The sequence below is a fragment of the Paenibacillus artemisiicola genome, from assembly GCF_017652985.1.
Lineage (GTDB): Bacteria > Bacillota > Bacilli > Paenibacillales > Paenibacillaceae > Paenibacillus_Z > Paenibacillus_Z artemisiicola.
Map to the genome: position 1 here is coordinate 57,377 of NZ_JAGGDJ010000024.1, position 23,108 is coordinate 80,484.

Annotated in this window: 20 protein-coding genes; 4 read left to right on the forward strand and 16 right to left on the reverse strand. The window is 62.4% G+C overall.

The window, feature by feature from the left end:
• Positions 1 to 61: 61 nt before the first annotated feature.
• Genes I8J29_RS22025 through I8J29_RS22040 form a run of 4 tightly spaced genes read right to left on the reverse strand, consistent with a single transcriptional unit; the run spans position 62 to position 4,093 of the window.
• Entirely contained in the window at positions 62 to 1,003 is a 942-nt protein-coding gene (locus I8J29_RS22025; protein WP_208849641.1) for an MTP-1 family protein, read from the reverse strand.
• Between the two features lie 28 nt (positions 1,004 to 1,031).
• Positions 1,032 to 1,871: a carbohydrate ABC transporter permease gene (locus tag I8J29_RS22030; RefSeq protein ID WP_208849642.1), complete on the reverse strand. Its 840-nt coding sequence runs from the start codon at positions 1,869 to 1,871 to the stop codon at positions 1,032 to 1,034.
• Positions 1,858 to 2,733, reverse strand: a complete 876-nt coding sequence (locus I8J29_RS22035; protein ID WP_208849643.1) for a carbohydrate ABC transporter permease — start codon at positions 2,731 to 2,733, stop codon at positions 1,858 to 1,860. The genes I8J29_RS22030 and I8J29_RS22035 overlap by 14 nt, the downstream gene beginning before the upstream one ends.
• 13 nt (positions 2,734 to 2,746) lie before the next feature.
• A complete protein-coding gene (locus I8J29_RS22040; RefSeq protein ID WP_208849644.1) occupies positions 2,747 to 4,093 on the reverse strand; it encodes an extracellular solute-binding protein in 1,347 nt (448 codons plus the stop codon).
• 322 nt (positions 4,094 to 4,415) lie between these two features.
• Here I8J29_RS22040 and I8J29_RS22045 point away from each other — a divergent pair, with 322 nt between their 5' ends.
• Entirely contained in the window at positions 4,416 to 5,447 is a 1,032-nt protein-coding gene (locus I8J29_RS22045) for a LacI family DNA-binding transcriptional regulator (RefSeq protein ID WP_208849645.1), read from the forward strand.
• Positions 5,448 to 5,578: 131 nt separating this feature from the next.
• Here the strand turns inward: I8J29_RS22045 and I8J29_RS22050 are convergent, their stop codons facing one another.
• On the reverse strand, positions 5,579 to 6,448 hold the full coding sequence (locus I8J29_RS22050) for a sugar phosphate isomerase/epimerase family protein (RefSeq protein WP_208849646.1): 870 nt from the start codon (positions 6,446 to 6,448) through the stop codon (positions 5,579 to 5,581).
• A gap of 368 nt (positions 6,449 to 6,816) precedes the next feature.
• Here I8J29_RS22050 and I8J29_RS22055 point away from each other — a divergent pair, with 368 nt between their 5' ends.
• Entirely contained in the window at positions 6,817 to 7,374 is a 558-nt protein-coding gene (locus I8J29_RS22055) for a CBO0543 family protein (protein WP_208849647.1), read from the forward strand.
• 97 nt (positions 7,375 to 7,471) lie between these two features.
• Here I8J29_RS22055 and I8J29_RS22060 read toward each other — a convergent pair whose 3' ends face one another.
• The 8 genes from I8J29_RS22060 to I8J29_RS22095 form a co-directional block, all read right to left on the reverse strand.
• Positions 7,472 to 8,458, reverse strand: a complete 987-nt coding sequence (locus tag I8J29_RS22060) for an ABC transporter permease (protein WP_208849648.1) — start codon at positions 8,456 to 8,458, stop codon at positions 7,472 to 7,474.
• Complete coding sequence (locus I8J29_RS22065; RefSeq protein WP_240546398.1) at positions 8,455 to 9,987, reverse strand: sugar ABC transporter ATP-binding protein; 1,533 nt, start codon at positions 9,985 to 9,987, stop codon at positions 8,455 to 8,457. Before I8J29_RS22065 ends, I8J29_RS22060 begins: the two co-directional genes overlap by 4 nt.
• A gap of 288 nt (positions 9,988 to 10,275) precedes the next feature.
• Positions 10,276 to 11,403 (reverse strand): sugar ABC transporter substrate-binding protein, encoded by a 1,128-nt coding sequence (locus tag I8J29_RS22070; protein ID WP_208849649.1) that lies wholly within the window; start codon positions 11,401 to 11,403, stop codon positions 10,276 to 10,278.
• Between the two features lie 169 nt (positions 11,404 to 11,572).
• Entirely contained in the window at positions 11,573 to 12,202 is a 630-nt protein-coding gene (locus tag I8J29_RS22075) for a M15 family metallopeptidase (RefSeq protein WP_338113261.1), read from the reverse strand.
• 158 nt (positions 12,203 to 12,360) lie between these two features.
• Positions 12,361 to 13,239, reverse strand: coding sequence for a putative RNA methyltransferase (locus I8J29_RS22080; RefSeq protein ID WP_208849650.1), 879 nt, complete (start codon positions 13,237 to 13,239; stop codon positions 12,361 to 12,363).
• A gap of 381 nt (positions 13,240 to 13,620) precedes the next feature.
• Positions 13,621 to 14,952, reverse strand: a complete 1,332-nt coding sequence (locus tag I8J29_RS22085; RefSeq protein ID WP_208849651.1) for an MFS transporter — start codon at positions 14,950 to 14,952, stop codon at positions 13,621 to 13,623.
• Between the two features lie 335 nt (positions 14,953 to 15,287).
• Complete coding sequence (locus tag I8J29_RS22090) at positions 15,288 to 16,445, reverse strand: glycoside hydrolase family 172 protein (protein ID WP_208849652.1); 1,158 nt, start codon at positions 16,443 to 16,445, stop codon at positions 15,288 to 15,290.
• Between the two features lie 272 nt (positions 16,446 to 16,717).
• Complete coding sequence (locus I8J29_RS22095; RefSeq protein WP_208849653.1) at positions 16,718 to 17,455, reverse strand: ThuA domain-containing protein; 738 nt, start codon at positions 17,453 to 17,455, stop codon at positions 16,718 to 16,720.
• A gap of 178 nt (positions 17,456 to 17,633) precedes the next feature.
• On the opposite strand from I8J29_RS22095, the gene I8J29_RS22100 reads away from it, so the two are divergent.
• Positions 17,634 to 18,557 carry an AraC family transcriptional regulator gene (locus I8J29_RS22100; protein WP_208849654.1) on the forward strand — a complete coding sequence of 308 codons (924 nt, stop codon included), beginning with the start codon at positions 17,634 to 17,636 and terminating at the stop codon, positions 18,555 to 18,557.
• Positions 18,558 to 18,563: 6 nt separating this feature from the next.
• Here I8J29_RS22100 and I8J29_RS22105 read toward each other — a convergent pair whose 3' ends face one another.
• Positions 18,564 to 19,430, reverse strand: a complete 867-nt coding sequence (locus I8J29_RS22105) for a hypothetical protein (protein ID WP_208849655.1) — start codon at positions 19,428 to 19,430, stop codon at positions 18,564 to 18,566.
• Positions 19,431 to 19,655: 225 nt separating this feature from the next.
• On the reverse strand, positions 19,656 to 20,609 hold the full coding sequence (locus I8J29_RS22110; protein WP_208849656.1) for a glycoside hydrolase family protein: 954 nt from the start codon (positions 20,607 to 20,609) through the stop codon (positions 19,656 to 19,658).
• A 244-nt stretch (positions 20,610 to 20,853) separates the two neighbouring features.
• Here I8J29_RS22110 and I8J29_RS22115 point away from each other — a divergent pair, with 244 nt between their 5' ends.
• A complete protein-coding gene (locus I8J29_RS22115) occupies positions 20,854 to 21,750 on the forward strand; it encodes a helix-turn-helix transcriptional regulator (RefSeq protein WP_208849657.1) in 897 nt (298 codons plus the stop codon).
• Between the two features lie 265 nt (positions 21,751 to 22,015).
• Here the strand turns inward: I8J29_RS22115 and I8J29_RS22120 are convergent, their stop codons facing one another.
• Positions 22,016 to 22,957: a U32 family peptidase gene (locus I8J29_RS22120; RefSeq protein ID WP_208849658.1), complete on the reverse strand. Its 942-nt coding sequence runs from the start codon at positions 22,955 to 22,957 to the stop codon at positions 22,016 to 22,018.
• Positions 22,958 to 23,108 lie beyond the last annotated feature (151 nt).

Here is a 23,108-nt window from a genome sequence, read left to right on the forward strand (position 1 = left end):
AAGAGGGCCGAACGCGCGGCTCGGCCCGGCGCGGGCCGCGCTTCGCCGCGCTCGCCGCCCGTTAACGGCCCCGGAACGGATCGTCGATGACGATCCGCTGCGCGTCCGCGTCGCTGATGCCCGCGTACAGCACGGCGCTGCCGTCCCCGCGGCGGACGAGCCCGCCGCTGAACACGACGTCCTGCAGATCCGGCCGCTTGGCCGGCCCCGGCAGGAACCGGCTGCGCTCGGCGATCAGCTTCATCGGCGCGAACGTTCGGTCGGCCGGGTCGAATTCGAACGCCATCGGATAATAATGGCGGTCGCCCGCGTCGTCGAAGCAGGCCACGTGGCCCAGTACGCCGACGCGTCCGTCCATCAGCAGATGCGCCTCGTTGGCGCCGCCCCATTCGCCCTCGGCGAACTGGCCTTCGAGCAGGGGCGCGTCGTCGATGACCGCGATCGACAAGTCGCTCAGGGCATTCACGCGCGTAAAGCCGATCTTGCCGCGTCCGCCCTTCTCGCCCTGCGGCCGCGTAAACACGCCGATCGCGCCGTCCGCGAGCTCGACGAGCCGCAGGTCCTTCATGCCGTCCGGCCCTCGGAAGAACGGCTTCAGGCTGCGGATGTCCGCGCCGCGGTAGAACACGGTGCGCCACATGAGCGCGCCTTCGTTCGCCGGATGCGGATAGATTTCTACGCCGCCGACGATTAGCTCCCCTCCGATTCGCGCATGGAACGGATCCTGCAGCGTCAGCACCGGCGCGTCCGCGACCGGCATCCACTCGCCGCCGCGCTCCGCGAAGAACACGACCTCGGAATGCTCGCTGTCGCGCGATTCCACGCGGCCCGGAATGACCGATACGCCCTGATCCTCGAACGGCGCCGCGATATTGTACACGTCCTTGCCGGCGAAACCGCCGAAGTTGATCCGCTCCGCGCCTTCGGCCCGGGCGCCGGATGCCCGGTACGCCCCGACCAGTTCCCCGCACGCTTGCGGCTGTCCGCGAAATCCTGTTGTCATCGTTCTCTCTCCCCACTCCGCCTGGCGTTTATTTCAGGTTAAACTGCATGCCTTCTTTGAATTTCTTGCTGAAAATGATGAACATGATGATAATCGGCAGCGTCAGCACCGTCGACGCGGCGTACAGCGGACCCGGATAGGAGCCGTACGGCCCGAACATTTGCGACAGCAGGACGTTCAGCGTCAGCATGGAGTCGCTCTTGACCGCGATCATGTCCCACAGCAGCTCCGTCCACCGTTCCATGAGCAGGAACAGGAAGATGACGGTCGTGATCGACTTCGACATCGGCAGCATGATGCGGTACATGATTTTCAGGTCGGACGCGCCGTCCAGCCGGGCCGCTTCGATGAACACCTGCGGCACCGCCTTGAAGAAGTTCGTGTACATGAAGATCGCCCACAGGCTGACCGCCTTCGGCAGGATCAAGCCCAGGTACGTGTCGTACAAACCGACGCGCTGGATGATCAGGAACGTCGGAATCAGCAGGATGATCGCCGGGAAAAACATATGGAACAGCACGAAATTGTCGATCGCCTTGCGGCCGAAGAAATTCAGCTTCGCCAGCGCGTAGGCGACCATGATGCCGAACAGCATCATGAGCACCGTCGAGCAGAGCGACACGATCACGCTGTTCATGAACGCGTGGAACCACGGGCGCGTGACGCCGGTTTCGCCGCCGTGCAGCAGCCAGTCGTACGACCGGGTCGTGAATTTCGTCGGAATGAGCGTCTTGTCGATTTGCGTCCAATCCGCGAACGAATTGAGCACCATGTACAGGTACGGATAGACCATGATGAGCAGAAGCACGATGGCGAGCGCGTAACGGACGGCCCGCCTTGCGCCGCTGTGCCGTTTAGACCCAACCATTGCGTTTCCCCCAAACTTCCAGTAATTTGCGGATCACGTAGATGGAAATGAACGTCGCGATCGAAGCCAGCAGCGCGACCGCCGAAGCGTAGCCGCTTTGCAGGTTCGAGAACGCCTGCTTGAAAATCTCCATCTGCCACGTATTCGTGGCGTTGCCCGGTCCGCCGCCGGTCAACTGGTACACCTCGGTGAAAATCCCGAACGTCACGCCGAACGCCAAAATGAGCGTCGTGTAGAGCGACGGGTAGAGCAGCGGCAGCGTAATGCGCCAGAACCGCTGGCTGTCCTTGACGCCGTCGATGGCGGCCGCCTCGTACACTTCCTTGTCGATGCTCTCGAGGCCGGACGTGATGATGAGCGCGTAATAGCCCGTGAACTTCCACGCCAGGATGAGGCCGACGATCATAAGCGCCGTGAACGGCGTGCCGAGCCAGTCGATGTCGAGGCCGATGCTCCGCAGCGCGGTATTGACCGGGCTCGTATACGACAGCAGGCCTTTGACGATCAGCGCCGAGACGACGCCGGAGCTCAGGTACGGCAGGAAGAAGCCGATCAGGAACAAGCCCTTGAACCGCTGCAAGCCGTGGACGAGCACGGCGACGCCGACGGCGAGCGCCGTCACGATCGGCACGAAGATGAGCATGAACCGGTACGTGTTCCAGAACGCCGCGTGAACGCTAGGCGACTGAAGCGCATCCGTGAAGTTGCTGATGCCTTTGAAGTTGAATACCGGCTTGATCAGGTTCCAGTCCGTGAAGGAGAGGAAGAACGTCCAGATCAGCGGGATGAAGAAGAAGACGACGGAATAAATCAGATAAGGGCTGGTGAAGAGCCAGCCCAATCTGTTGTTTCGTTGGTCCATGATGGAATCCCCCTTATTTCAGGGCTTTCTCGAGCGCAGCCTTCATCGCTGCCCATCCTTCCGCAGGGGCGATTTCGCCTTTGACGACCTTGTTGAACGCTTCGGATCCGATGATCGTCTGCAGGTCGTTGTATTTGGCGTTGTCCATCGGCGGGATGGCGTTCGGCACGTTTTCCGCGTAAGGCTTCAGCTGCGGGTTCGCGTCGAGGATCGGCTTGAAAGCTTCGTTCGCGGACAGGTCGTCGCGCGCCGGCGGCAGGTTCGTGTCCTTGAACCATTTCGCGTCGTTCGCGGCATCGCTGTATACCCATTTAATGAAGCCGACCGCGGCTTCCTGCTGCGCCTTCGACGCGGACGCGTACACCACGAGGCCTTTCGTGTCGGCGAACGTTTTGCTTTGGGCCGGGTCGACGCCGTCCGGTACCGGCGGCATGCTCAGCGTGTACGTGTCGTTGTACTTCAGGTTCGGGTACTTCTGCGCCCACGTCGTGAACGTCCAAGGGCCTACGTCCGTAAAGATGCCGACGCCGTTCTCGAACGGATCCGTCGCTTGGCGGGCCAGCAGGCCTTTCTCCTTGCGCAGGTCGTCGACGAAGGTCAGCACTTGCTCGCCGGCTTTCTGATCGCCCGTGAAGGAGCTGCCTTCAATGAACTTATTGCCGTTCGATGCCGCGTCATACAGCATGTAGAAGTCGAACCAGCGCTTCCATGCCGTCGGATCCGCGAGGTCCGCCTTGGCCCAGAGGTATTTTTTGTCGCCGTATTTGGCTTTCAGCTTCTTCGTCACCTCGAGCACTTCGCTGTAGGTCTTCGGCGGCGCGTCGTAGCCGAGCTCCTTCAGCGTGTCGAGGCGCCAGCCGAACAGCATCGCGTTGGAGTAGATCGGCAGTACGTATTGATGGCCGTCCGCGAACTTCCACGGCTCGATCGTCTTCGACATGTCGCGGCTCGCGATGACGTCGGAGAAGCCGGCGATCGTATCGAGCGGCACGAGCGCTTGGCTGTCGGCCAGCTGCGCCGCGAAGCCGCGGTTGATGTTCTCGGACATCGTCGGCGCGCTCTTCGCAGCGATCGCCGCTTGAATGCCCGCTTCGGACGTCGGCGATTCCTTCATCGCGCTGACGTTGATTTTTACTTTATCGTTGACCGCCTGGTAGGCTTTCGCCATCTCGGTCCAGTAAGCTTGCTGAGTCGGGTTCGGCGCCGCCCAAAACTCGATCGTCGTGACCCCGCCCGCATTGGCGTTGTTGCCGCCTGCGTTGCCGCTGTTGTTCGTCGCCGTGCCTTGGCCCGTCGAGCAAGCCGACAGCAGTACGGCTGAAAGCGCAACCACCGATAGTGCCGAAGTTTTCTTTTTCATATTACGTGCCCCTCCATGCTGTGATTGTAATGAAGATTAGACAAAATCATGCGATTTGTAACCTGACAAGTAACGTGAGAACGCTTTTATTATGCTCCTAGTCATCAACTTAGTCAAGTGACAAATTTTAATGTAACCGTTTAATAGATTTTGTGGTAATGTTAATAATGTAGATTGTAACGTTACAGAACAACGGCGGAACGCCCGTCCCCTAGCTTCGATCGCCGCTCCCCTTGACAATCCCTCGCGAAATTGGGAACAATGAAGATGAAACGGTCCATTCCGCTCCTTCGGAAACGGACCGGCAACGGAGGTTATTCGATTGAGAACGAAAGTGACGATGCAGGACGTGGCCGACAAGCTTAATCTGTCCAAAAATTCCGTTTCCCAAGCATTGACCGGCAAACCCGGGGTCAGCGAGGAAACGCGGCGCCTCATCGTGCGGACGGCGGCCGAAATGGGCTATACGTACGCCAAGCGGCAGGCAGCCGAAGACGCTCCTTCGCGGACGGGTTCCAAGCGTACCGTTGCCCTCATCGCCTCGGATTATGCCTTCTCCATGAAAAGTTTTTTCGGCGACATTTATTTGAGCATCGATAAAGAATTGAACCGCAGGGGCTACGGTCTCGTCATCCAATCCATCAGCCCGGAGCAGGCGGCTTCGCTCGCGCTCCCCTCCTTCCTGCAGGACCGTTCCGTCGACGGCGTGCTGATCCTCTCGCACATTACGACGCCTTACATTCAGGCCGTCCTGAACACCGGCATTCCCGCGGTGCTGATCGACCATCACCATCCCGCGCTGCAGGCGGATACCATCCTGACCAACAACCGCTTCAGCGGATATGAAGCGATTCGCCATCTGGCCGAGCTCGGCCACCGCGATATCGGCTTCATGGGCAACATCCGGCTGTCGCCGAGCTATTACGAGCGGCTCGAGGGCATGCGGCTCGCGGCGTTCGAATTCGGGCTCGAGCTGCGGGAGCCGTGGCTGATCACGGACGCCGCCGAGGACAGCGAGAGCGTGCGCGACCGGATCAAGGCGCTGCCCGCGCTGCCGACGGCCTGGTTCTGCATCAACGACGGCTTCGGCTTCATGGTCACCTCGGCGCTGCAGCAGCTTGGCATTCGAGTGCCGGAGGACGTCTCCATCGTCAGCTTCGACAATGGGTACTTGTCCCGGCTGGCGACGCCGCCGACGACGACGATGGACGTCAATCTCCCGCTCTACGCGGAATGCGCCGTCGAGCGGCTGTTCGGCCGGATGGACGACCCGGAGCAGCCGATGACGGAGACGCTGCTGCCGACGTCGCTGCTCGTGCGGGCTTCGACCGGGCCGGCGCCGGCGGGCCGCTGAGCGGCGGCTGCGGCGGCGGCCGGTTCTATCGCGCATGCCGACGGAACCAATGCGCTTGGCACGACAAAAAGGAGCGGTCCGCGATCATCCGAAGATGACCGCGGACCGCTCCTTTGTTTGCGAGCCGCCGTTTATTTGAAATACGTCGCGAGATGCGCCGCCGCCTTCACGATGCCTTCGCGCTCCTTCTCGATCGAGCCCCAGAAGCGGTGGTCTTCCAGCTCGATGCTGACCGCGCCTGAGTAGCCGAGCCGATCCAGACGAACGGCGACCTTGCGCCATTCGACGTCGCCGTGGCCCGGAATCGTGTAGCGCCAGGAGCCTTCGGAGAAGCCGTACTTCTCGCCGAACGTCGATTGCAGCACGCCGCACTCGTACAGCTCGTCATGCAGGATTTCCGTGTCCTTGCCGTGCACGTGGTTGACGCGCTCGCCGAACTCCTGCAGCGCCCGGATGTAGTCGATGCCGAGGCGCACGAGGTGCGACGGGTCGTAGTTCAGGCCGAAGTGCTTCGACGGAATCGCTTCGAACATCGCCCGCCACATCTCCGGCGTGCAGCCGAGCGTCGCGTAATGCGGCGCCGGTCCCGGCCAGCCCTCGATGGCGATGTAGATGCCCTGCTGCTCGGCGTGGCGCACGATCTCGGGGAACGTCTCCTTCCAGATCGCGAAGCCTTCCTTGCGCGGCAGCGTATGGTCTTCCGGCACGAGGCACATGAACAGGACGCGTCCGCCCAGCGCGGCGATATCCGACATTTCCTTCTTCGCCGCTTCCACCGCGTCCGCGCGGGTCGCCTCGTTGCGGCTCAGCAGCTTGGCCGTATGCTTGGCGTCGACGGAGCCGATGCCGAGTCCGTTCGCTTCCAGCGCCGACTTCCACTCCGGCGTCAGCCGCGGAATGTCCAGCACCTCCAACCCGGCGCCGGCCGCCCATTTCGCCGTATTTTCAATTCCTTCCGCGCCGATTTTCGGCGGAATTCGCATCCCCAATTTGACATTCATGCCGTAACTTCCTCCTCGAAAATAATGAAGTGTCGTAGCGTGCGATTCATGCGTCCTTGCGTTCCTTCGATGACACCTCGATTATAAAATATTTTCGCGTCGAAATTGGGCTTTGGCGGAATCTTGCAGGTTGCGAAAAAACGACAAATTGCTTGAAAGCGCGATGCCGCTTGGGACGGGCCGGGCATAGGCATTCCGCGACGCCATGAAAGCGTTGTCGCCGTTTTGGAACAATCGCGGCCGGCAACCGCGGAGACTTGGCGGTTCAAGCGCCCGAGGCGCATGAATATCCACATGCTGGGAACCCTACTGACGCAGGAGCAAAAGGAATCTACGCGGCAGCGGCGGAGGGAAAGGACCCGACTTCGATGGCAAACGAAGAACTGAATGACATTGTCGACAAAAACACCGCGCAAATCCAGGATTTGATCAACGAGAAAGTCCGGCTGTGGTACGACATCACGCTCTTCTCCGCATACTGGTGGTTCGATCTGGCGCTCTCCGTTTTGCCTTGGGTGCTCTGGCTCGTGCTCCGGAAACGGGAGAGCGAAGACCGCCTGCTCTATGGGGGGCTGTTCATCATGACCGCGGCCGTGATTCTCGATATCCTGGGCGACCAGCTCGGACTCTGGTATTACCGCTATAATCTGATCCCCATCGTGCCCTCCTACTTCCCGTGGGACATGACGCTGATGCCCGTAACGGTGATGTTCCTGCTGCAGATCAAACCGGCGTTCAATCCGTACGTCAAAGCGCTAGTCTTCGCGCTGGCCACCTCGTATATTGGCGAACCGATCTTCCGGTGGATGCAAGTCTACGTCATGTCGCATTGGGAGTACTATTACTCCGTGCCCATCCAAGTCGTGCTGTACCTGACGGCGCATTACATGACGAGGCGAAACCGATACGATCCGCTGGTCGCGTGAGCGGACGCGCCTTGCCTGCGCGGTTCAATTCCCTTCAACCGCAAACGCGAAAAAACAGCCCGGACCATTAGGTTCCGGGCTGTTTCTCGCGGAAGCGTCAATTCTTCTTGCGGGTCAGGTGGATGAACGTCACCGCGAGCGCCAGCACGAGCACCGCGCCTTTGATGATGTCCGTCGTGTAGTATTCCACGTTCAGCATCGTCATGCCGTTGACCAGCACGCCGATCAGGACCGCGCCGAAGAACGTGCCGATAATGTTCGGACGCCCCGCGCCGAAGACGGAGTAGCCGACGAACACCGCCGCGACGGCCTCCATGAGCATCGGCGAGCCGGCGTCGACCTGGCCGTTGCCGACGCGGGCCGCGAACAGGATGCCGCCGATGGCCGCGAGCACGCCGGACGCGACGTATGCGTACGTGCGGACGCGCTTGACGCGCAGGCCGGACAGGCGGGCTGCTTCCTCGTTGCCGCCCATCATGATCATTTGCCGGCCGAGCCGGGTGTACTTGAAGAACAGATGCGCCGCGACGACCGCGATGATCATCAGCACGACGGGGAACGGCACGCCGAGCAGCTTGCCTTGGCCGATCCACAGAAATTCCTTCGTCATGACGCCCGGCGCCTTCGTGCCGTCCTGCATCTGCATGTTGCTGTAGATGGAGTAGCCCTTGGTGTACGTCTTGTGCACGCCGCTGACGATATACATGACGGCCAGCGTGGCGAGCAGGTCCGGAATCCGGATCTTGACGATCAGGAACGCGTTGATGAGGCCGACGATCGCGCCGAAGACGAGCGGAATGACGATGACGAGCACTAGCGGCAGCTGGTACCAGACCATCAGCGTCGCCGACAGCACGGTCGCGAGCGAGACCGTCGAACCGACGGACAGGTCGAAGCCGTCGACCGTGAGCGAGATCGTCACGCCGATCGCGACGAACGTCACGATGGAGATGGAACGCAAAATATCCGCCAGGTTGTTGTACGTGAAGAAGTATTCATTATAAAGCGAAAAGAACAGCAGGACGACGCCGATGAAAATGATCGCCCCGTACTTGAACGAAAACTGCAGCAGCCGATTGTTCACGCCAAATCCTCCTTACCCGCACTCGCATAATAAAGCAAATCTTCCTGGGTCGCTTCGCCGCGCCCGAACTCGCGCACGATCTCGCCGTCGCACAGGACGAGAATCCGGTCCGCCAGCCCCAGCGCTTCGGCGAATTCGCAGGTCAAATACAAGATGCCTTTGCCTTGCTGCGCCAGTTCCCCGATGATCCGGAAAATGTCGCGCTTCGCGCCGACGTCGACGCCCTTGGTCGGTTCGTCGAACACGAACACGCTCGCGTCCGTGCTCGTCCACTTGCCGATCGCGACCTTCTGCTGGTTGCCGCCGCTCAGGAACGCCGTCGCGATGTCGGGTCTGGACGCCTTGATGCCGAGCCGCGCGATGGCGCCGTCGGCGTGGCGCTTCTCCTTCGCGCCGGAGATAAAGCCGAACCGGCTGAGCGAGCGCAGGATCGGAAGGCTGAGGTTATGCAGCACGGATTCCCGGACGAGGATGCCCTCCTTGCGCCGTTCCTCGGGCACGAGCACGATCCCCGCCGCCACGCCGTCCGCCGGCGAGCGGGGCGCGACGCGCTTGCCGCCGACCGCGATGGTGCCCTTCTCCGCGACGTCCGCGCCGAAGAGCAGGCGGGACAGCTCCGTCTTGCCGGCGCCGACGAGCCCGACGACGGCGACGATCTCGCCGCTGCGCACGGTCAGGTCGACGCCGCGCACGCGCCGGCCCGCCGCGAGCCCGCGGGTCTCGAGCAGCGGCCCGCCGATCGTCGCCTCGAGCTTCGGATACTCCTCCTCGAAGCTCTTGCCGAGCATCGCGCGGATGACGTCGCCGGCGTTCGTCGCGTCCGCGGACTCGTTCATGACGACGGCGCCGTCGCGCATGACCGTGATCCGGTCGCTGACCCGGAACACCTCCGGCAGCCGGTGGGAGATGAAGACGATGCCGATGCCCGCCGCCTTCAGCCCGTCCATGAGGCCGAACAGCCGCTCCGCCTCCTCCATGCTAAGCGGGGCCGTCGGCTCGTCGAGAATGACGAACTTGGCTTCCTGGGCGAACAGCCGCGCGATCAGCACGAGCTGCTTCTCCGCCAGCGTCAGCTCGGCCACGCTGCGATGCACGTCGATCTGCAGGCCGAGCTTCGCGAGCACCTGCGCCGCTTCGTCGTTGAGCTTGCCCCACGAGATCCACTTGCTGCCCCCGGAGGCGGCCAACCGGTCAAGCATAATGTTCTCCGCGACGCTCAAATGCTGCACGAGCGACGTGTCGACCTCCTGGTAGACGCAGTGGATGCCGCTCTTCTTCGCGTCCGCCGGCGACCGCACGGCCAGCGTCTCGCCGTCGATTCCGATCGTGCCTTCGTCGCCCTCGTAGGCGCCGGATAAGATTTTCATCAGCGTGCTCTTGCCCGCGCCGTTCGCGCCGAGGAGCGCGTGCACCTCGCCGCCGCGCAGCTCGAAATCGACGTTCTTCAGCGCCGCCACGCCCGCGAACGATTTGCCGATCCCGCTCATCCGCAGCACCCGCGCCGTCCGTACTGGCTGTCCAGAAACCATCCTCATTCTCCTTTCGCGCTTCGCTCAAATAATCAACTTGGTGAAAACCCGTGACCTGCGGTCGGTGTAGGTCTCCACTCGCTGTTGCAGCCGGATTTCTTTGATTAAATCAAACATTAATAGGCTGAAATACGGCTACAAAGGCGACCGCTTGCGCTGTTCCGACTCTACACCGGCCTCCGGTCACTTTTTTCACCATGATGCATTATAAACCGCTAACACTTCTATACCTTTAAACGCAGGAAACGGCGCGGATTCCCCGCGCCGTGCCTGCTTGCAATTTCGTGCTTACTTGCCGACGGCTTGCTCCAGCTCTTTGAGGTAGTCCGTGTTGCCTTGGTCGCTTTTGCCCCAGCCTTGCACGTATTCGCCGAGATCGGCGGTCGTGACTTTCTTGTCCGTCGGCAGCGCGTCGCGGCTGACGAACACCGGCTCGATTTGAACCGTCGCGTCCGTTTTGTCGCCGTGCAGCTTCTGGTACAGGTAACGCACTTGCACTTGGCCGATCGAGGACGGGTCGGCGCCGGCTGCCGCTACCCACGGGCTGGCCGGATCTTGGATCAGCGCCAAGTCTTCGTCGCTCATATCGATGCCGTATACTTTGATCTCCGTGCGGCCCGCTTGCTTGATCGCGTTCGTGACGCCTTTCGCGAATTCGTCCCAAGCCGCCCATACCGCCGTGATGCTGCCTTTTTCCGGGTACTGCTTCAGAATCGCTTCCATGCGCGTTTGCGCGTCGAGCTGCGGTTGGTTCGCATCGCCGAATTGCGCGATTTCTTTAATGTCCGGGTACTTCTTCAGGAAGCTCGCGTACGTGATCTGACGGCTTTCCATCGGCGGGAAGCCCGCGACCCAGACCTTGACGATGTTGCCCTTGCCGCCGGCGTCCTTCGCCAGCGCTTCGAGCGACTTGTCCGCGAGCATCTGGTCGTTTTGCGCCAGGCTCGTGACGCCGTCCACCGACAGGCCCGAGTCGAACGCGACGACCGGAATGCCGGCCGCGACCGCTTTGTTGACGCCGTTGGTCAGCGCGTCCGCGTTGCCGTGGTCGAGCAGGATGCCGTCGTACTTCTGGTTGATGGCCGTGTCGAGGTTCGATACCATTTTATTGAGGTCGTTGTCGGAAGCCAGTACCGTTACCTTGCCGCCGTACTTCTCGACCTGCTTCGTCACGCCGTCGACGTATTGCGCCGAGAACGTGCCTTGGTTGAATTGCATGATGAGTGCGATTTTCTTGCCTTTGAGCGAATCGGCGCCGGTGCCGCCGGATGCCGCGTTCCCCGAATTCGCCGGAGCGTTGCCGCCGGCATTGGCCGCGTCGTTCGCGTTGTTCGTCTTGCTGCCGCAAGCGGACAGCACGAGGACGAACGCCAGCAGAAGTGCGAGCGCGAGGCCCGCGCGTTTGTTGACTTTCATGGTAGAACTGCCTCCCTATTCTTCATCTCTCTAAAGCTATGAAACTTACTATAAACGGTAATATCCTAGTATGTCAATCGGAAATAAGAAAGACATATTTTGGCATTTCCAATGATGCCCATTCCGCACGAAAACCGCCCCGTCACGGGCGGCTTCCTCCGATGTCCCCTTATGGTTTCGCATCGTCCGGCGGGTACTTGCCCCGCTTCAGCTGATCGATCGAATAGCCGAAATCCATCTGCAAATGAGGGTAATCCTTGAAGCTCTTCCAGTCGCCGCCCCAGGCGAAGCCGAGCGACTTCGCGACGGCGACGACCTCCAGCCAGTCGGCCTTGCCGTTCTTGTTGCCGTCGTAGTCCATATCCCAGACGACGTCCCCTTGCGGGGTGCGCAGCGCGAAATCGATCGCGAGGCCGTAATTATGGTAAGACGTGCCGCCCTTGGCATTCGTGACGATCTGCCCCTTCGCGGTCCGCCCCTGCTCGTAAAGGACATCCTGCTCCAGCTTGCTGCGGAAGCCGTCGGTAATCAATATCGTGATGCCCGCCTGCGACGTCCGCTTGACCAGGTCCATCATCTTGGCGGCGACGACGGGATGCAGCGACGCGCCCGGCGGCAGCGGCTCGCCCGGCACGACGTCCGTCCGCGGCAAAAGCCGGTCCTTGAGCGGGGAATGGAGAACGAACATGCCCGCGAGCGAAACCAGCATGAGCGGCAGCAGCCACGACCGTTTCTTCTCTCTCCTCAGCCCCGGCCTCGCCGGAACCGGGACGCTCCAACCCGGCATGCGAATGCTCACTTCCTTCGAAGCTTCCTGCGTGACTGTGCTAGATGGGTATTTTACTAGTCTACCCTATTCTATCGGAATTTTACGTGTCGAAAAAGAGAAAAAGCATCAAATTATGTCGTTTTTCCAACAATGTGCGGCGTTAAATTTTGCTAGGAACGCCCTAGCCCTCAGGGCGCGCCGATCCGGCCGATCAGCAGGTCGACGTCGACGGTGATTTCGGCCGCGTCCCTCGCCGCGAACGCCTCGGTCCGTGCCCGGTCCGCGGACCAGGCGAGCGGCGTCATCCGCGTCAAGTCGCGGAGTTCCGCTTGCCGCAGGAGCATCGCGTGCCGGACGCGCACGGCGTCCAGGAGCCGAACCCGCCGATCGAACCGCGCGATCGTCGCGTCGTTCGCGTACGGTTCCCGCTCCCGCCCGCCGAAGAGGGCTTCGCGGAGCTCCCGCAGATAACCGGCTCGGGGAACGGCTTTCAACAATAGCCCGCCGGGCGCCAGCAGCCTTCCGAACTCGCGGTAATTGGCCGGGGACAGGATGTTAAGGAGGACGCCGAACGTCCCGTCCCGAAACGGCAGGTTCGCCAAGTCGCCCGCGAGCCAGATCGGTCCCTCGTACGCGGCGGCGGCCAGGCGGACCGCGTCCTTCGCGAGATCGACGCCGACCGCGGCGGCGTCCGGGCCGCCGCGCCGCCGCAAGAGCATCGCGAGATGCGAGCCCTCCCCGCAGCCGATGTCCGCGATCGCCGCCGGACCGCCGGCGCCTGGCCCGTAGGCCGCGATGGCCTCCGCCAGCTGCTCGTGCAGGGGCGCATAAAGCCCGCTCTCCGTTATGATCCGGCGCCGCGCCTCGAACAGCTCCTTCGTATAGCCGCCCGCTTGGGCGCGCGGCGCAAAATTGAGGTACCCTTGTTTGGCGAAATCGAACGTATGCCGGTTCTCGCAAACCAGGCTGCCCGCGTCAAGCACCGCCATGCGCCCGCCGCACAGCGGGCACTTGAAATCCGCCTCGCGCGCTTGAACGCGGCGGATGCTTCGCATTTTTTTGGTCATCGTCACTCTTCCTTTCGCGAACGCAAAAAAACCGCAGGCCATATGCCTGCGGTTCAGCGGAAAAGGGAAGCGGACTTCCCGTTGCTCGCGCAACGAAGAAGCCTTGGCCGACGCCCGATCAATCTCCTGGATTACCGGAAATGGGCAGACGGATCCCGTTACCTCCGTTCAGACAAACAGAGCCTTTGAATGGCTGGAATTACGCCTTCAAAGTCGGGATACGCAGTCTGACGTAGTGCTGCATCTCCGGCAATCCTCCTTTCCTTGTATCACGTATACGTTCGACTATACTGCCGATCGGCCGGCCTGTCAAAGCAAGATCGGCCGGTCCTGCCGGAGCCCGCTTCTTCTGCCCGCCGTCCGGCGGCGCGGCGGGTTCGCTTACGCCGGCTTCTTGACCGCCTCGCCCGCTTGGCCGCGCTGCGCGAACGGCGGGACGAAAGCGATCAAGCTCAAGATGAGGCCGAACAGGAACAGCCGGTGGATGCCGTCGTAGAACTGGTCCGCCTTCGTCACGAACGCCCCCATGACCGTCACGCCGACGGCCGTGCCGATGTTGCGCGCGAACATTTGGAGCGAGGTCGAAATGCCCTTCTGATGCGCCTCCACCAGCTGCTGCGAGCCGATGATCGAGACCGTGGACAGCAGGCCGTAGGCCAAGCCGTACACCGTCATGGCCAGGAACACGTAGCCCAGCGTCGTGCCGGCCTTGAACGCGAGCAGCAGCAGCGCCGAGACGACGAGCAGCGCGTTGCCCGCGATCAGCAGCCGCTTGTAGCCGAAGCGCAGCACCCATTTGCCCGCCGGCACCGACACGGCCATCCAGCCGAACGCCACGAACAGCAGCGCGATGCCGCTGGTCAGCAGCGAATGGCCTTGGTTCTGCACGAACAGCGGCACGAAGCTCGAGGCGCCGAACAGCGCCATGTACGAGAGCAGCGAGCCCGCCAGCATCCACGAGACGGGCTTGTTGCGCAGCAGCGACATCGGCACGATCGGCGACGCGTGCCGGCGCTCGTAGACGAAGAACGCCGCGAGCAGCACGGCGCCGCCGGCCGCGTACCACGCGAGGCCGCGCTCGACGATCGTCGTCGCGAGCAGCAGCGAGACGCCGCCCGAGAAGAGCAGCGCGCCCAGCACGTCGATCTGCGCCTTCTTCGGCACGTACACTTCCTTGTACGGCAGCAGGGTCAGGAACGACACGAGGCAGATCGGCAGGTTGACGTAGAAAATCCAGTGCCAGCTCAAATATTCCGTGAACACCGACCCGAGCAGCGGCGCGAGCACCGCCGACAGCCCCCACATCGCGGTGAAGAACGCCTGGATCTTGCCGCGCTGCTCGACCGGGAACAGGTCCCCGGCGAGAATGGCCGGGAACGGCAGCATGAAGCCGGCGCCGATGCCCTGCACGGCGCGGAAGACGACGAGCTGCACCATCGTCTGCGAGAAGCCGCACAAGAGCGAGCCGCCGAGGAACAGCAGGATGCCCGCGGCGAAAATCCGTTTGCGTCCGTACAGGTCGGACAGCCGGCCCGCGAGCGGGGACAGCACGGTGGAAGCGATCATGTAGGCGGTGAATACCCACGCGTACAGCTTCGTCCCGCCCAAGTCCTTGACGATGACGGGAATGGTCGTATTGATGATCGTCGAATCCATGGATGCCACGAGCATGGCCAGGACGATGCTGACCATGACGACGATGCGGTTGTTCATAAGCGCGATTTCCTCCGATCCCTCTTGGCGTGCGTGAACAGCTATGTCTGTCATTGTATAGGAGTACGACTTGGTTGACTAGCGAAAGCGGCATCGCAATGAGAGGTTGTACGCAGCGGGGGCGCCGGGAGAGGCGGGCAGCCGCTTCTCGTACGGAACGGCCGCCGGGGATAGCGAAGGACGGCGGGCAGGTGCCGGCCGTCCTGGCAATACGCGATGATTTCCTCGGGAATACGCCATTATGAACCGAAGTCGGCGACCCGGAAGCGAAGCAGAGGACTCCGCGAAACCCTTCGCTCCCGAAGCCCTAACCCGTCCCGGCGCCCCGCTCCCCCTCAGAACGTCCGGTAAAACCGCCGCGCGCTTTCCTTCTCGGCCAGCGGCAGGCGCAGGGCGACCGGCAGCATCTCCGGGAACGCCTTGTGCGGCTCGCGCTGGTACCAGTACGCGACGGACGAATAGTCGTTGGACTGGGCGTTGCCGTGCCCGTGCTCGATGCTGAAGCGGAGCGAGCTGCGGAAGATGATCGGATCGACGATGTGGAAGCGGTACTGCGTCATTTTGCCGGAATATTCGAGGAACGGAATCGTGTTGCTTTCCCGCCAGGCGTCGCCGTTCTCGCGGATCGGCGCATACAGCGACAGGCCGTGGTACGGCGCATAGTACTGCCCCGACGGATACCCCCACGCCGCGCAAAAATAATCCTCGGTCCCCGTGCCGTGCAGCCGCGGCGGCCACGGCTCCCCGTCGATGAAGAACATGTCGTCCCCTTCGCCGGGCCAGCTGAATCCCGGCACGGGATTGATATGGTCGATGCTGAGGTTGCAGCCGACGTAATGGCCTTCGCCCTCGGCGTCCAGCAGCACGTAGTTGTCGTCGCCCGTCAGATTCTTGATCTCGCACACCTTGACGTCGGCATACGCAGCCTGGTCCTGGGCGTCCTGCCCGGCTTTGAGCCGCTCGAGGTCCGACGTTCCCTTGGTGGGGTTCTCCCGCCGCCACGACGCGTGGAAGTAGAAGCTGTCCTCGGGCACCGGCTGCTTCACGTAGTCCACGTAATAGTACAGCACGAGGTCGTGCTCGCATTCGTTCACCAGCTCGATCCGCGCGCGCCGGCGGAACGGCATCTCGAAGAAGCTGTTCATCGCGGCCTTGTTCTCCACGACGCCTTGGGTCGTGATCATGTTCAGCGGCATGGACACGTAATGGCTGGCCACGCCGTGGCCGACGCCGAAGAAATCGCCGACGGGCGCGTCCACGCTCGGCTCGCGTTCGTCGTCCCAATACATGCGCAGCAGCGCTTTGCGGAACGCGTACTTGTCCCGCGCTCCGATGGTCATCCAGATATGCTTGACGATGCCGGGGCCGTCGATGTCCGTGATGACCGCCGCGGCGCCCGCCGTAATCTCGAGGCAATCCCGGTTGCCGCCGGTCCGGTCCCAGCTGGACGCGCGGTGGGAGGTGCCTTCTTTGCGCAGATAGAGTTGCTGCATATCGTCGATCGCTCCGTTTCGCGTTTAGCCTGACATCTCTCAATCGTTGTTATTATTTCAAATGCTTGGCAGAGGGTCAATCCCTCTTCCGGCATGTCCTCTCGAGCCGGTTGCGGCCGGGTCGCCTCGCCCGCCGATTCCGACCGATGCCGGCCCATTCCCCCGCATGCGCGCCGGAACGCGAACAAGCTTCAAGCGGGCTCGCTTGAAGCTTATCGATGTTGCTCTGACATCCGGAATACCCGGAGCTCCGGGCACGGCGTTCCCGCCGCTTACCGCGCGCCCTTGATCGGCTCGAGCGGCGTCTTGGCGTGGCCGTACTTCGGATAATCGCGGCCCGCCGGCGCGGCCCATTGGACGGCGTTGTCGATGACCTTGCGCACTTGCGGGTTATGGTACGTCGGGTACGTCTCGTGGCCCGGGCGGAAATAGAAGACCTTGCCGGAACCGCGCGTGTAGCAGCAGCCGCTTCGGAACACTTCGCCGCCCTCGAACCAGCTCACCATGACCAGCTCGTCCGGCTGCGGGATATCGAAGTGCTCGCCGTACATTTCCTCGGCCGGCAGCTCGATGTACTCGCCGATGCCCGCCGCGATCGGATGCGCCGGATTGACGACCCAGATGCGCTCCTTCTCGTCCGCCTCGCGCCATTTCAGGTCGCAGGACGTGCCCATCAGCTTGCGGAAGATTTTCGAGAAATGGCCGGAGTGCAGCACGATCAGCCCCATGCCGCGCAGGACGCGCTTGTATACGCGCTCGACGATCTCGTCGCTCACTTCGTGATGCGCCAGATGGCCCCACCAGATCAGCACGTCGGTGCCGTTCAGCACTTCTTCCGTCAGGCCGTGCTCCGGCTCGTCCAGCGTCGCGAAGCGCACTTCGCCCTGCACGTTCAGCCCTTCGGCAATCGCGGCGTGCATGCCTTGCGGATAGATTTCGGCGGCTTTCGCGTTGGTCTTCTCGTGGCGGAATTCATTCCAAATCGTGACATTGATCGCTTGGTTCGTCATCGTCGCGTCGTTCCTCCTGTAAGGGGATTCAAGTTTGCTTTTATTATAAGGAACGGGGCGCTTCGGATCGATTGCAGATCGGGCGAAGTTTTTACGGTATTCTGTCTTCCCGCCCGCAAGCCGGCCGATTCGTGCTACACTGGCGTTACGCCATGATATCCGGAAAAGGAGCGCCGCCATGACCGCCGAAATCCGCCACGAGCACGTCGCCTACCAAAACCCCTTCCTCGCCATCAAGATCTGGCGGATCGACTCGGACCCGGAGCGCGACCGGGCCTACCGCCGGGACAAGGAAGGCCAGCGGAAGGTGCCGTTCCCCGCGTGGAACTACCACGACGAAATCGAATTTCTGCTGATTCTCCGCGGGGAGATGACCGCCTACTACGGCGAGGAGCAGCTGCCGCTGCGCCGGGGCGACGTCGCCCTGTTCGGCTCGGCCGAGCCCCATACGACGCTGCAGGCGAACGACGCGCCGCTCAGCTATCTCGTGTTCCAGCTGAACCTGCGCAAGTACTGGGATCAGAGCACGATGAACAACATGATGCATTTCGCGGAGATCATCCGGCCGCTCAGCGCGCTGAATTATATCTTCCGGGAGAACCGCGCCGCCCGCGCGCAGGTCGCCTCCCTCATCCGCGGCATCTACAAGGAGATGAACGACCCGCAGATCGGCTGCGAGCTCGCGGTCTCGGCCATGATCAAGACGATTCTCCTCGCGCTGCTGCGGAACGACGGCCGCAAGCGGCTCCACTACCACGACCACCTGCTGTACGAACGGCTTCGCCCGGCGCTGCATCACGTCGAGGAGCATCTGCACGAGAAGCTGTCCGTGGAGACGGTCAGCGGGCTGCTCAGCATGAGCGGCACCCATTTCATGAAATCGTTCAAAAAGGCGCTCGGCATGACGTTCACCGAATTCGTCGTCTTCAAGCGCATCAAGCGCGCGGAGCAGCTGCTCCTGACGCGCGACATCAGCATCGCGGACGCGGCGGCGGCCGTCGGCATGTCCAACCTCGGGCATTTCTACCGGCAGTTCAACCGGCTGAACGACTGCTCGCCGAAGCAGTTCCGGGACAGGCTGCGAATGGAGCAGCGCGAGTGACTTTGCTTACCGTTCTTGTTGTCGCCTCCCATATAATGCGTCTAAGCAACATACGGCGAAATGCATCCAAACGATCATTAAGATCCCGACCGGCACGACATAACCTTCCCGGAAGACTAACAGATGACTTCTGTAACCCATATATATTAAGGTACCTAACGAAGTTACGGTTGCGATTCTCCAAACACGACGTCTTCGAAAGTATCCCCAGAGGACAAGGCTATAGCTGGCCATCGTAAAGATTTGGTACAGCCCATAACGACTGATTCTCGGGTGGTTCGGGAACAACGACGTCGTAAACCGCATATACCCGGACAAATCGAGCACGCCCCAAAGGAGCAGTATCGTACAGATCGGGAACATGCCCAGTATAAGGTAGCCCTTGAAGTATAACGAACGGACACCCTTAACCAGATGCGCATGCATCCATTTCGAAATGGCGAAAAAAACCAACAACGCGAGGAAGGTCATCCACGTTCTCCACCAATGATGACGATAAATATCCAAATGCACGAACAGCACTTCTACCATCGCGTAAACAAGGGCGACAACCGCATGCCAGTAAAATGGTTTTCGCCGAATAATCAAAAGCAGCGCAGACGATGCCACGCCAAATTGCGAGAACAGATTCCCCGCTAACGAATCATTGAAGGGATCGAGTTTTGGATTTTGGATGATTCGGGGGCAATACACGTACGCATGCAAAAAAATCATGATAAAGGTTTCAAAATACAACGGCAGCCCCACAAGCGACAAATAGAAAGCAAAGGTACGGAAGCGATTCTCCGACCGATACAGCGCGTATACGACTTGAATTAAGGTTGCCAGGCCCAACAATAAGTACCAAACGGTATGCGACCAGAATGCGTTCATAACCTATTCCTTTTGTAATAAAATAGGAGCAATCCTATCTTTGCCCGTTCGGGTAGCGTTATTCATTTTTGACGCAAACCTGTGACGCGGATGTACATAATGCTGACACCAAATGGTTCATTCCACGACGAAGAGATTCGATCCGCGGCGAACCAGGCGCGCCCGCGCAAGCCAAAAAGCGACTCCCGTACGGGGGTCGCTTTTGTTTGCGGCTATAGCGCCGCGCTACGCCTTCGCGATCGTCGCCATGCAGATCTGCGACGAAATGTCCCAGCTGTACTTCCCGCGGCTGCCTTCGTACAGGATGGCGAAGAAGTCCTCCGTCTCGATCAGCGCCGGGAACCAGATCGCGCCTCCGTCCTCCTGCCCCATCGCGCCGCAGCCGAAGATCGGATTGCCGGGATGCCGCTCCCAATGCAGCAGGTCCGTCGAGCGCGCAAGGCCGAAGAAATCCGGCTCGTCCGCCAGGTACGAGCTGCCGCCGTACATCAGGTAATACGCGCCGCCGTCCTGCGTCAGCTGCGCCGTCACGATGGACAAGGCGTCCCAGCTCCCCGGCTCGCCCGCGAAGATCGGGCGGTCGGACACCGGCTCGAACCGGATGCCGTCCCGCGAACGCGACAGGTACAGCTGGTACCCGTTCTCTTCCAGCAGCTGGTAGATCATGTAGACATAGCCGTCCTTGACGATGACCGCCGGCGCGCGGCCCTCCATGAGGCTGCCGGCCTTCTCGAAGCGCACGCCGTCTTCGCTGACGGCCAGTCCGACGCAGTCCGGTCCCGAACCGATCGCGGAGTAGTAGACGAACACTTTGCCGCCGAACACGGCCGCCGACGGATCGAGCACGTCTTTATCGTCGAATTCGCCCGGGGCGCCGACGTCCACGATCGGCTCGCCGCCGTTCAGGTCGCGCAGCTCGATATTGTCGCGGGTCACGCTCGCGATCTCGGCGACGCCGAGCCGGTCGTGCCGCTTGCAGTCGGTGCCCGGCTGGATGCCGTTGCCGCGGTAGTACAGCAGCTGCCGGCCGCCGAATTCGATGACGTCGGGATTCGCGACCCAGACGCTCCGCCACGTCTCGCCGCTCGCCGGGATGACGGGGTTGCGGGGGGAATGATGCCAGGATAGGCAGTTTTGCCGGTAGTCGCCTTTGAATAATTGCCACAGCTTCTCGCTCATCGCATGTACGCCTCCTCTCGTTACCTCCACTATAGGCCGCGGCGGCGAGCGGAACAAGGACAAATCGGAACGAAAGCTTGGACGTTTGAAACCGAAGCGTGCCGCTTGCGCGTTCTTTTCCGATGCCGAGCCATCCGCCTTTGACAAGGATCGCAGACAGCTTTAATATGAAAGCCGAATGACGGGTTCCGCAAACCGATTGCACTTTCGAAACCCGGGACGACGATGAACCGGAGGTTGCTTCATGCCGTTAAACGAGCTGTTCGCGCATATCCCGCCGCTGCCGCATTTCCTGACCGCCGGCCGGGACGTCTTCCAGCCCGGCGACCGGCACGTGGAGCGGCAGGCGATCGGCGTGTTCGACCTGATCGTCGTGTCGCGCGGCGCGCTGCATCTGGGCGAGGCGGGCGCCGACGTGCGGGTCGGCGCCGGACAGGCCGTCATCCTGCGGCCGGATCGGCATCACTATCCGACGGGGCCGTGCGAGGAGGAAACGCATTTCTATTGGCTGCATTTTCAAATTCTCGCGCCATGGACGGAATGGAGCGGCGACGCCGGCGCCGTCCCGCCCGCCCCGCAGCGAAGCGCCGAGCTCGGCTACCCCGGCGACTTCGGACACCAGTACGAGCTGCGGCTGCCGCGTTACCTGACGCTTCCCGAGCCGCCGGACGTCTACGCCGACATCGAGGGCTTGCTCGCGCTGAGCGTCCGGTCGGACTTGGCCGGCGGCTGGCAGCAGCAGACGCTCTTCCACGGCTTGCTGCAGCACCTCTGCGGCGATGCCCGGCAGCGGCGCGCGGATTCCGCCGCGGTCCAGCTCGCCGAGCGCGCGGCCGCTTGGCTGAAGGCGAACTATCGCGAGCCCGTCACGAACGCGCGGCTGCGGGAGGCGCTTCACTACCATCCGATCTACGTCACGCGCTGCATGCGCGCCGTCTTCGGCCGCACGCCGAACGAGTACGTGAACGACGTCCGGCTGGAGCAAGCGAAGCTGCTCCTGCTGACGACGGACAAGACCGTCGCCGATATCGCTTCGGCCGTCGGCTTCGACGATCCGGCGTACTTCGCCCGCCGGTTCGCCGCGGCCGCCGGCGTCAGCCCGTCGGGCTACCGCAAGCGGTTCGAGGCGCGGGAGCGATGAGCGGGGTCCGAACGCCGTCTCGCGGGCGTCGCGAGGACGCGCAGCGCCAGGAACGGCAAACGGATCGCCATTTCCGGTTGAACATGACGAAGAACCCCTCCGGAGGGGGTCTATCGTCTCCGCGCGCGTCCGCGCCGCGGCCCGTTCAGCCGGAAGGCGGCGTGATCGCGGCGTCGAGCACCGGCATAGTAGACGCCATCGGCGCCTGGTCCTGCTCCCGCGAATGCGAGCTTGGCCGCGCGGCGCCGCTGCCCGTCCCGCCGCCTTAAGCGCCCGTACCCGGCACCGGAATGCCGAGGCCGGCCGCGCCGAGCGCCGAGGTCGCGGCGTCCGGGCAATAGCGCTCGACCATCTGCAGGCCGAGCGCGGCGCGGCGCGCCCGCTCGACGCAGAGCGCGACGTTCGCGCCCTCCAGGTGCTCGCCGGACGGATAGACGTCCGGGTGGTTGCGCAGCCCGAACTTGATATAGACCGGGGCGAGCAGCCGGATCAGCTCCGCGATCTCGTAATGGCGGATGAAGCCGCCGAGCGTGTCCGGTCCTTCGACGTAGACGTCGAGCGGAATGTCGACGGCCGCCCGGATCGCCGCCAGCTTCGGCAGCGTCAGCCCGGTCGGCACGTTGTACGTATCCGCCCCGAGATCCTGCATGATCCGGACCGATACCGGATTCGACGCCATCATCTGCACGGAGCACTTCACGACGAAATCCCGCGGCAGCTCGCCGGCCTCCTTCATTCGCTTCGTCAGCCACAGCAGTCCTTCGTCGGCGACGAGCGCGCCGCGCAGGCCGAGCGACGCGCCCCGCTTCAGATCCTCCATCGCGTACACCAGCTGGTCCGCGCCTTCATGGCGCAAGCCCGCGGCCCGGCCCGCCGGCGTGAGCGGCGTCGCGCCGACGTCCCACGTGCCCCGCGGCCCGACGAACAGGCTCAGCTCGATCCCGCGCTCCGCGCACATCGCGACCATGTCCCTGATCTCCCCGTCGGTCAGCAGCATGATGCCGCTGCCCTGCGACACGCGGTGCACGGTCAAGCCGCGGCGGTCGATCTCCCGCAGCGTCGCCGCGAGCGCCGCCGGTCCTTCGACGCTCGGCAGCTCCACCCGGTATTCCGCGCCGTCCGGAAACCGCTTGGCCGAGGACGGCAGGTCGTACAGATCGCCGCCGGGAAAGCCCAGCGCGCGCAAAAAAGCTCTTGTCGATTCCATAGGTAGCATGCTCCCTTCGCATTCGTATAAGCGGACGCGCGGCAAGGCCGCCGGTCGCCCGGTCGGCCCTGCCGATCATCCTTGTGCCATGCGCGGCCGGCGCGGCGATCCGGCTGCGCCCCTGCCGCCGACCCGGCCGCGCCCCGCCGCC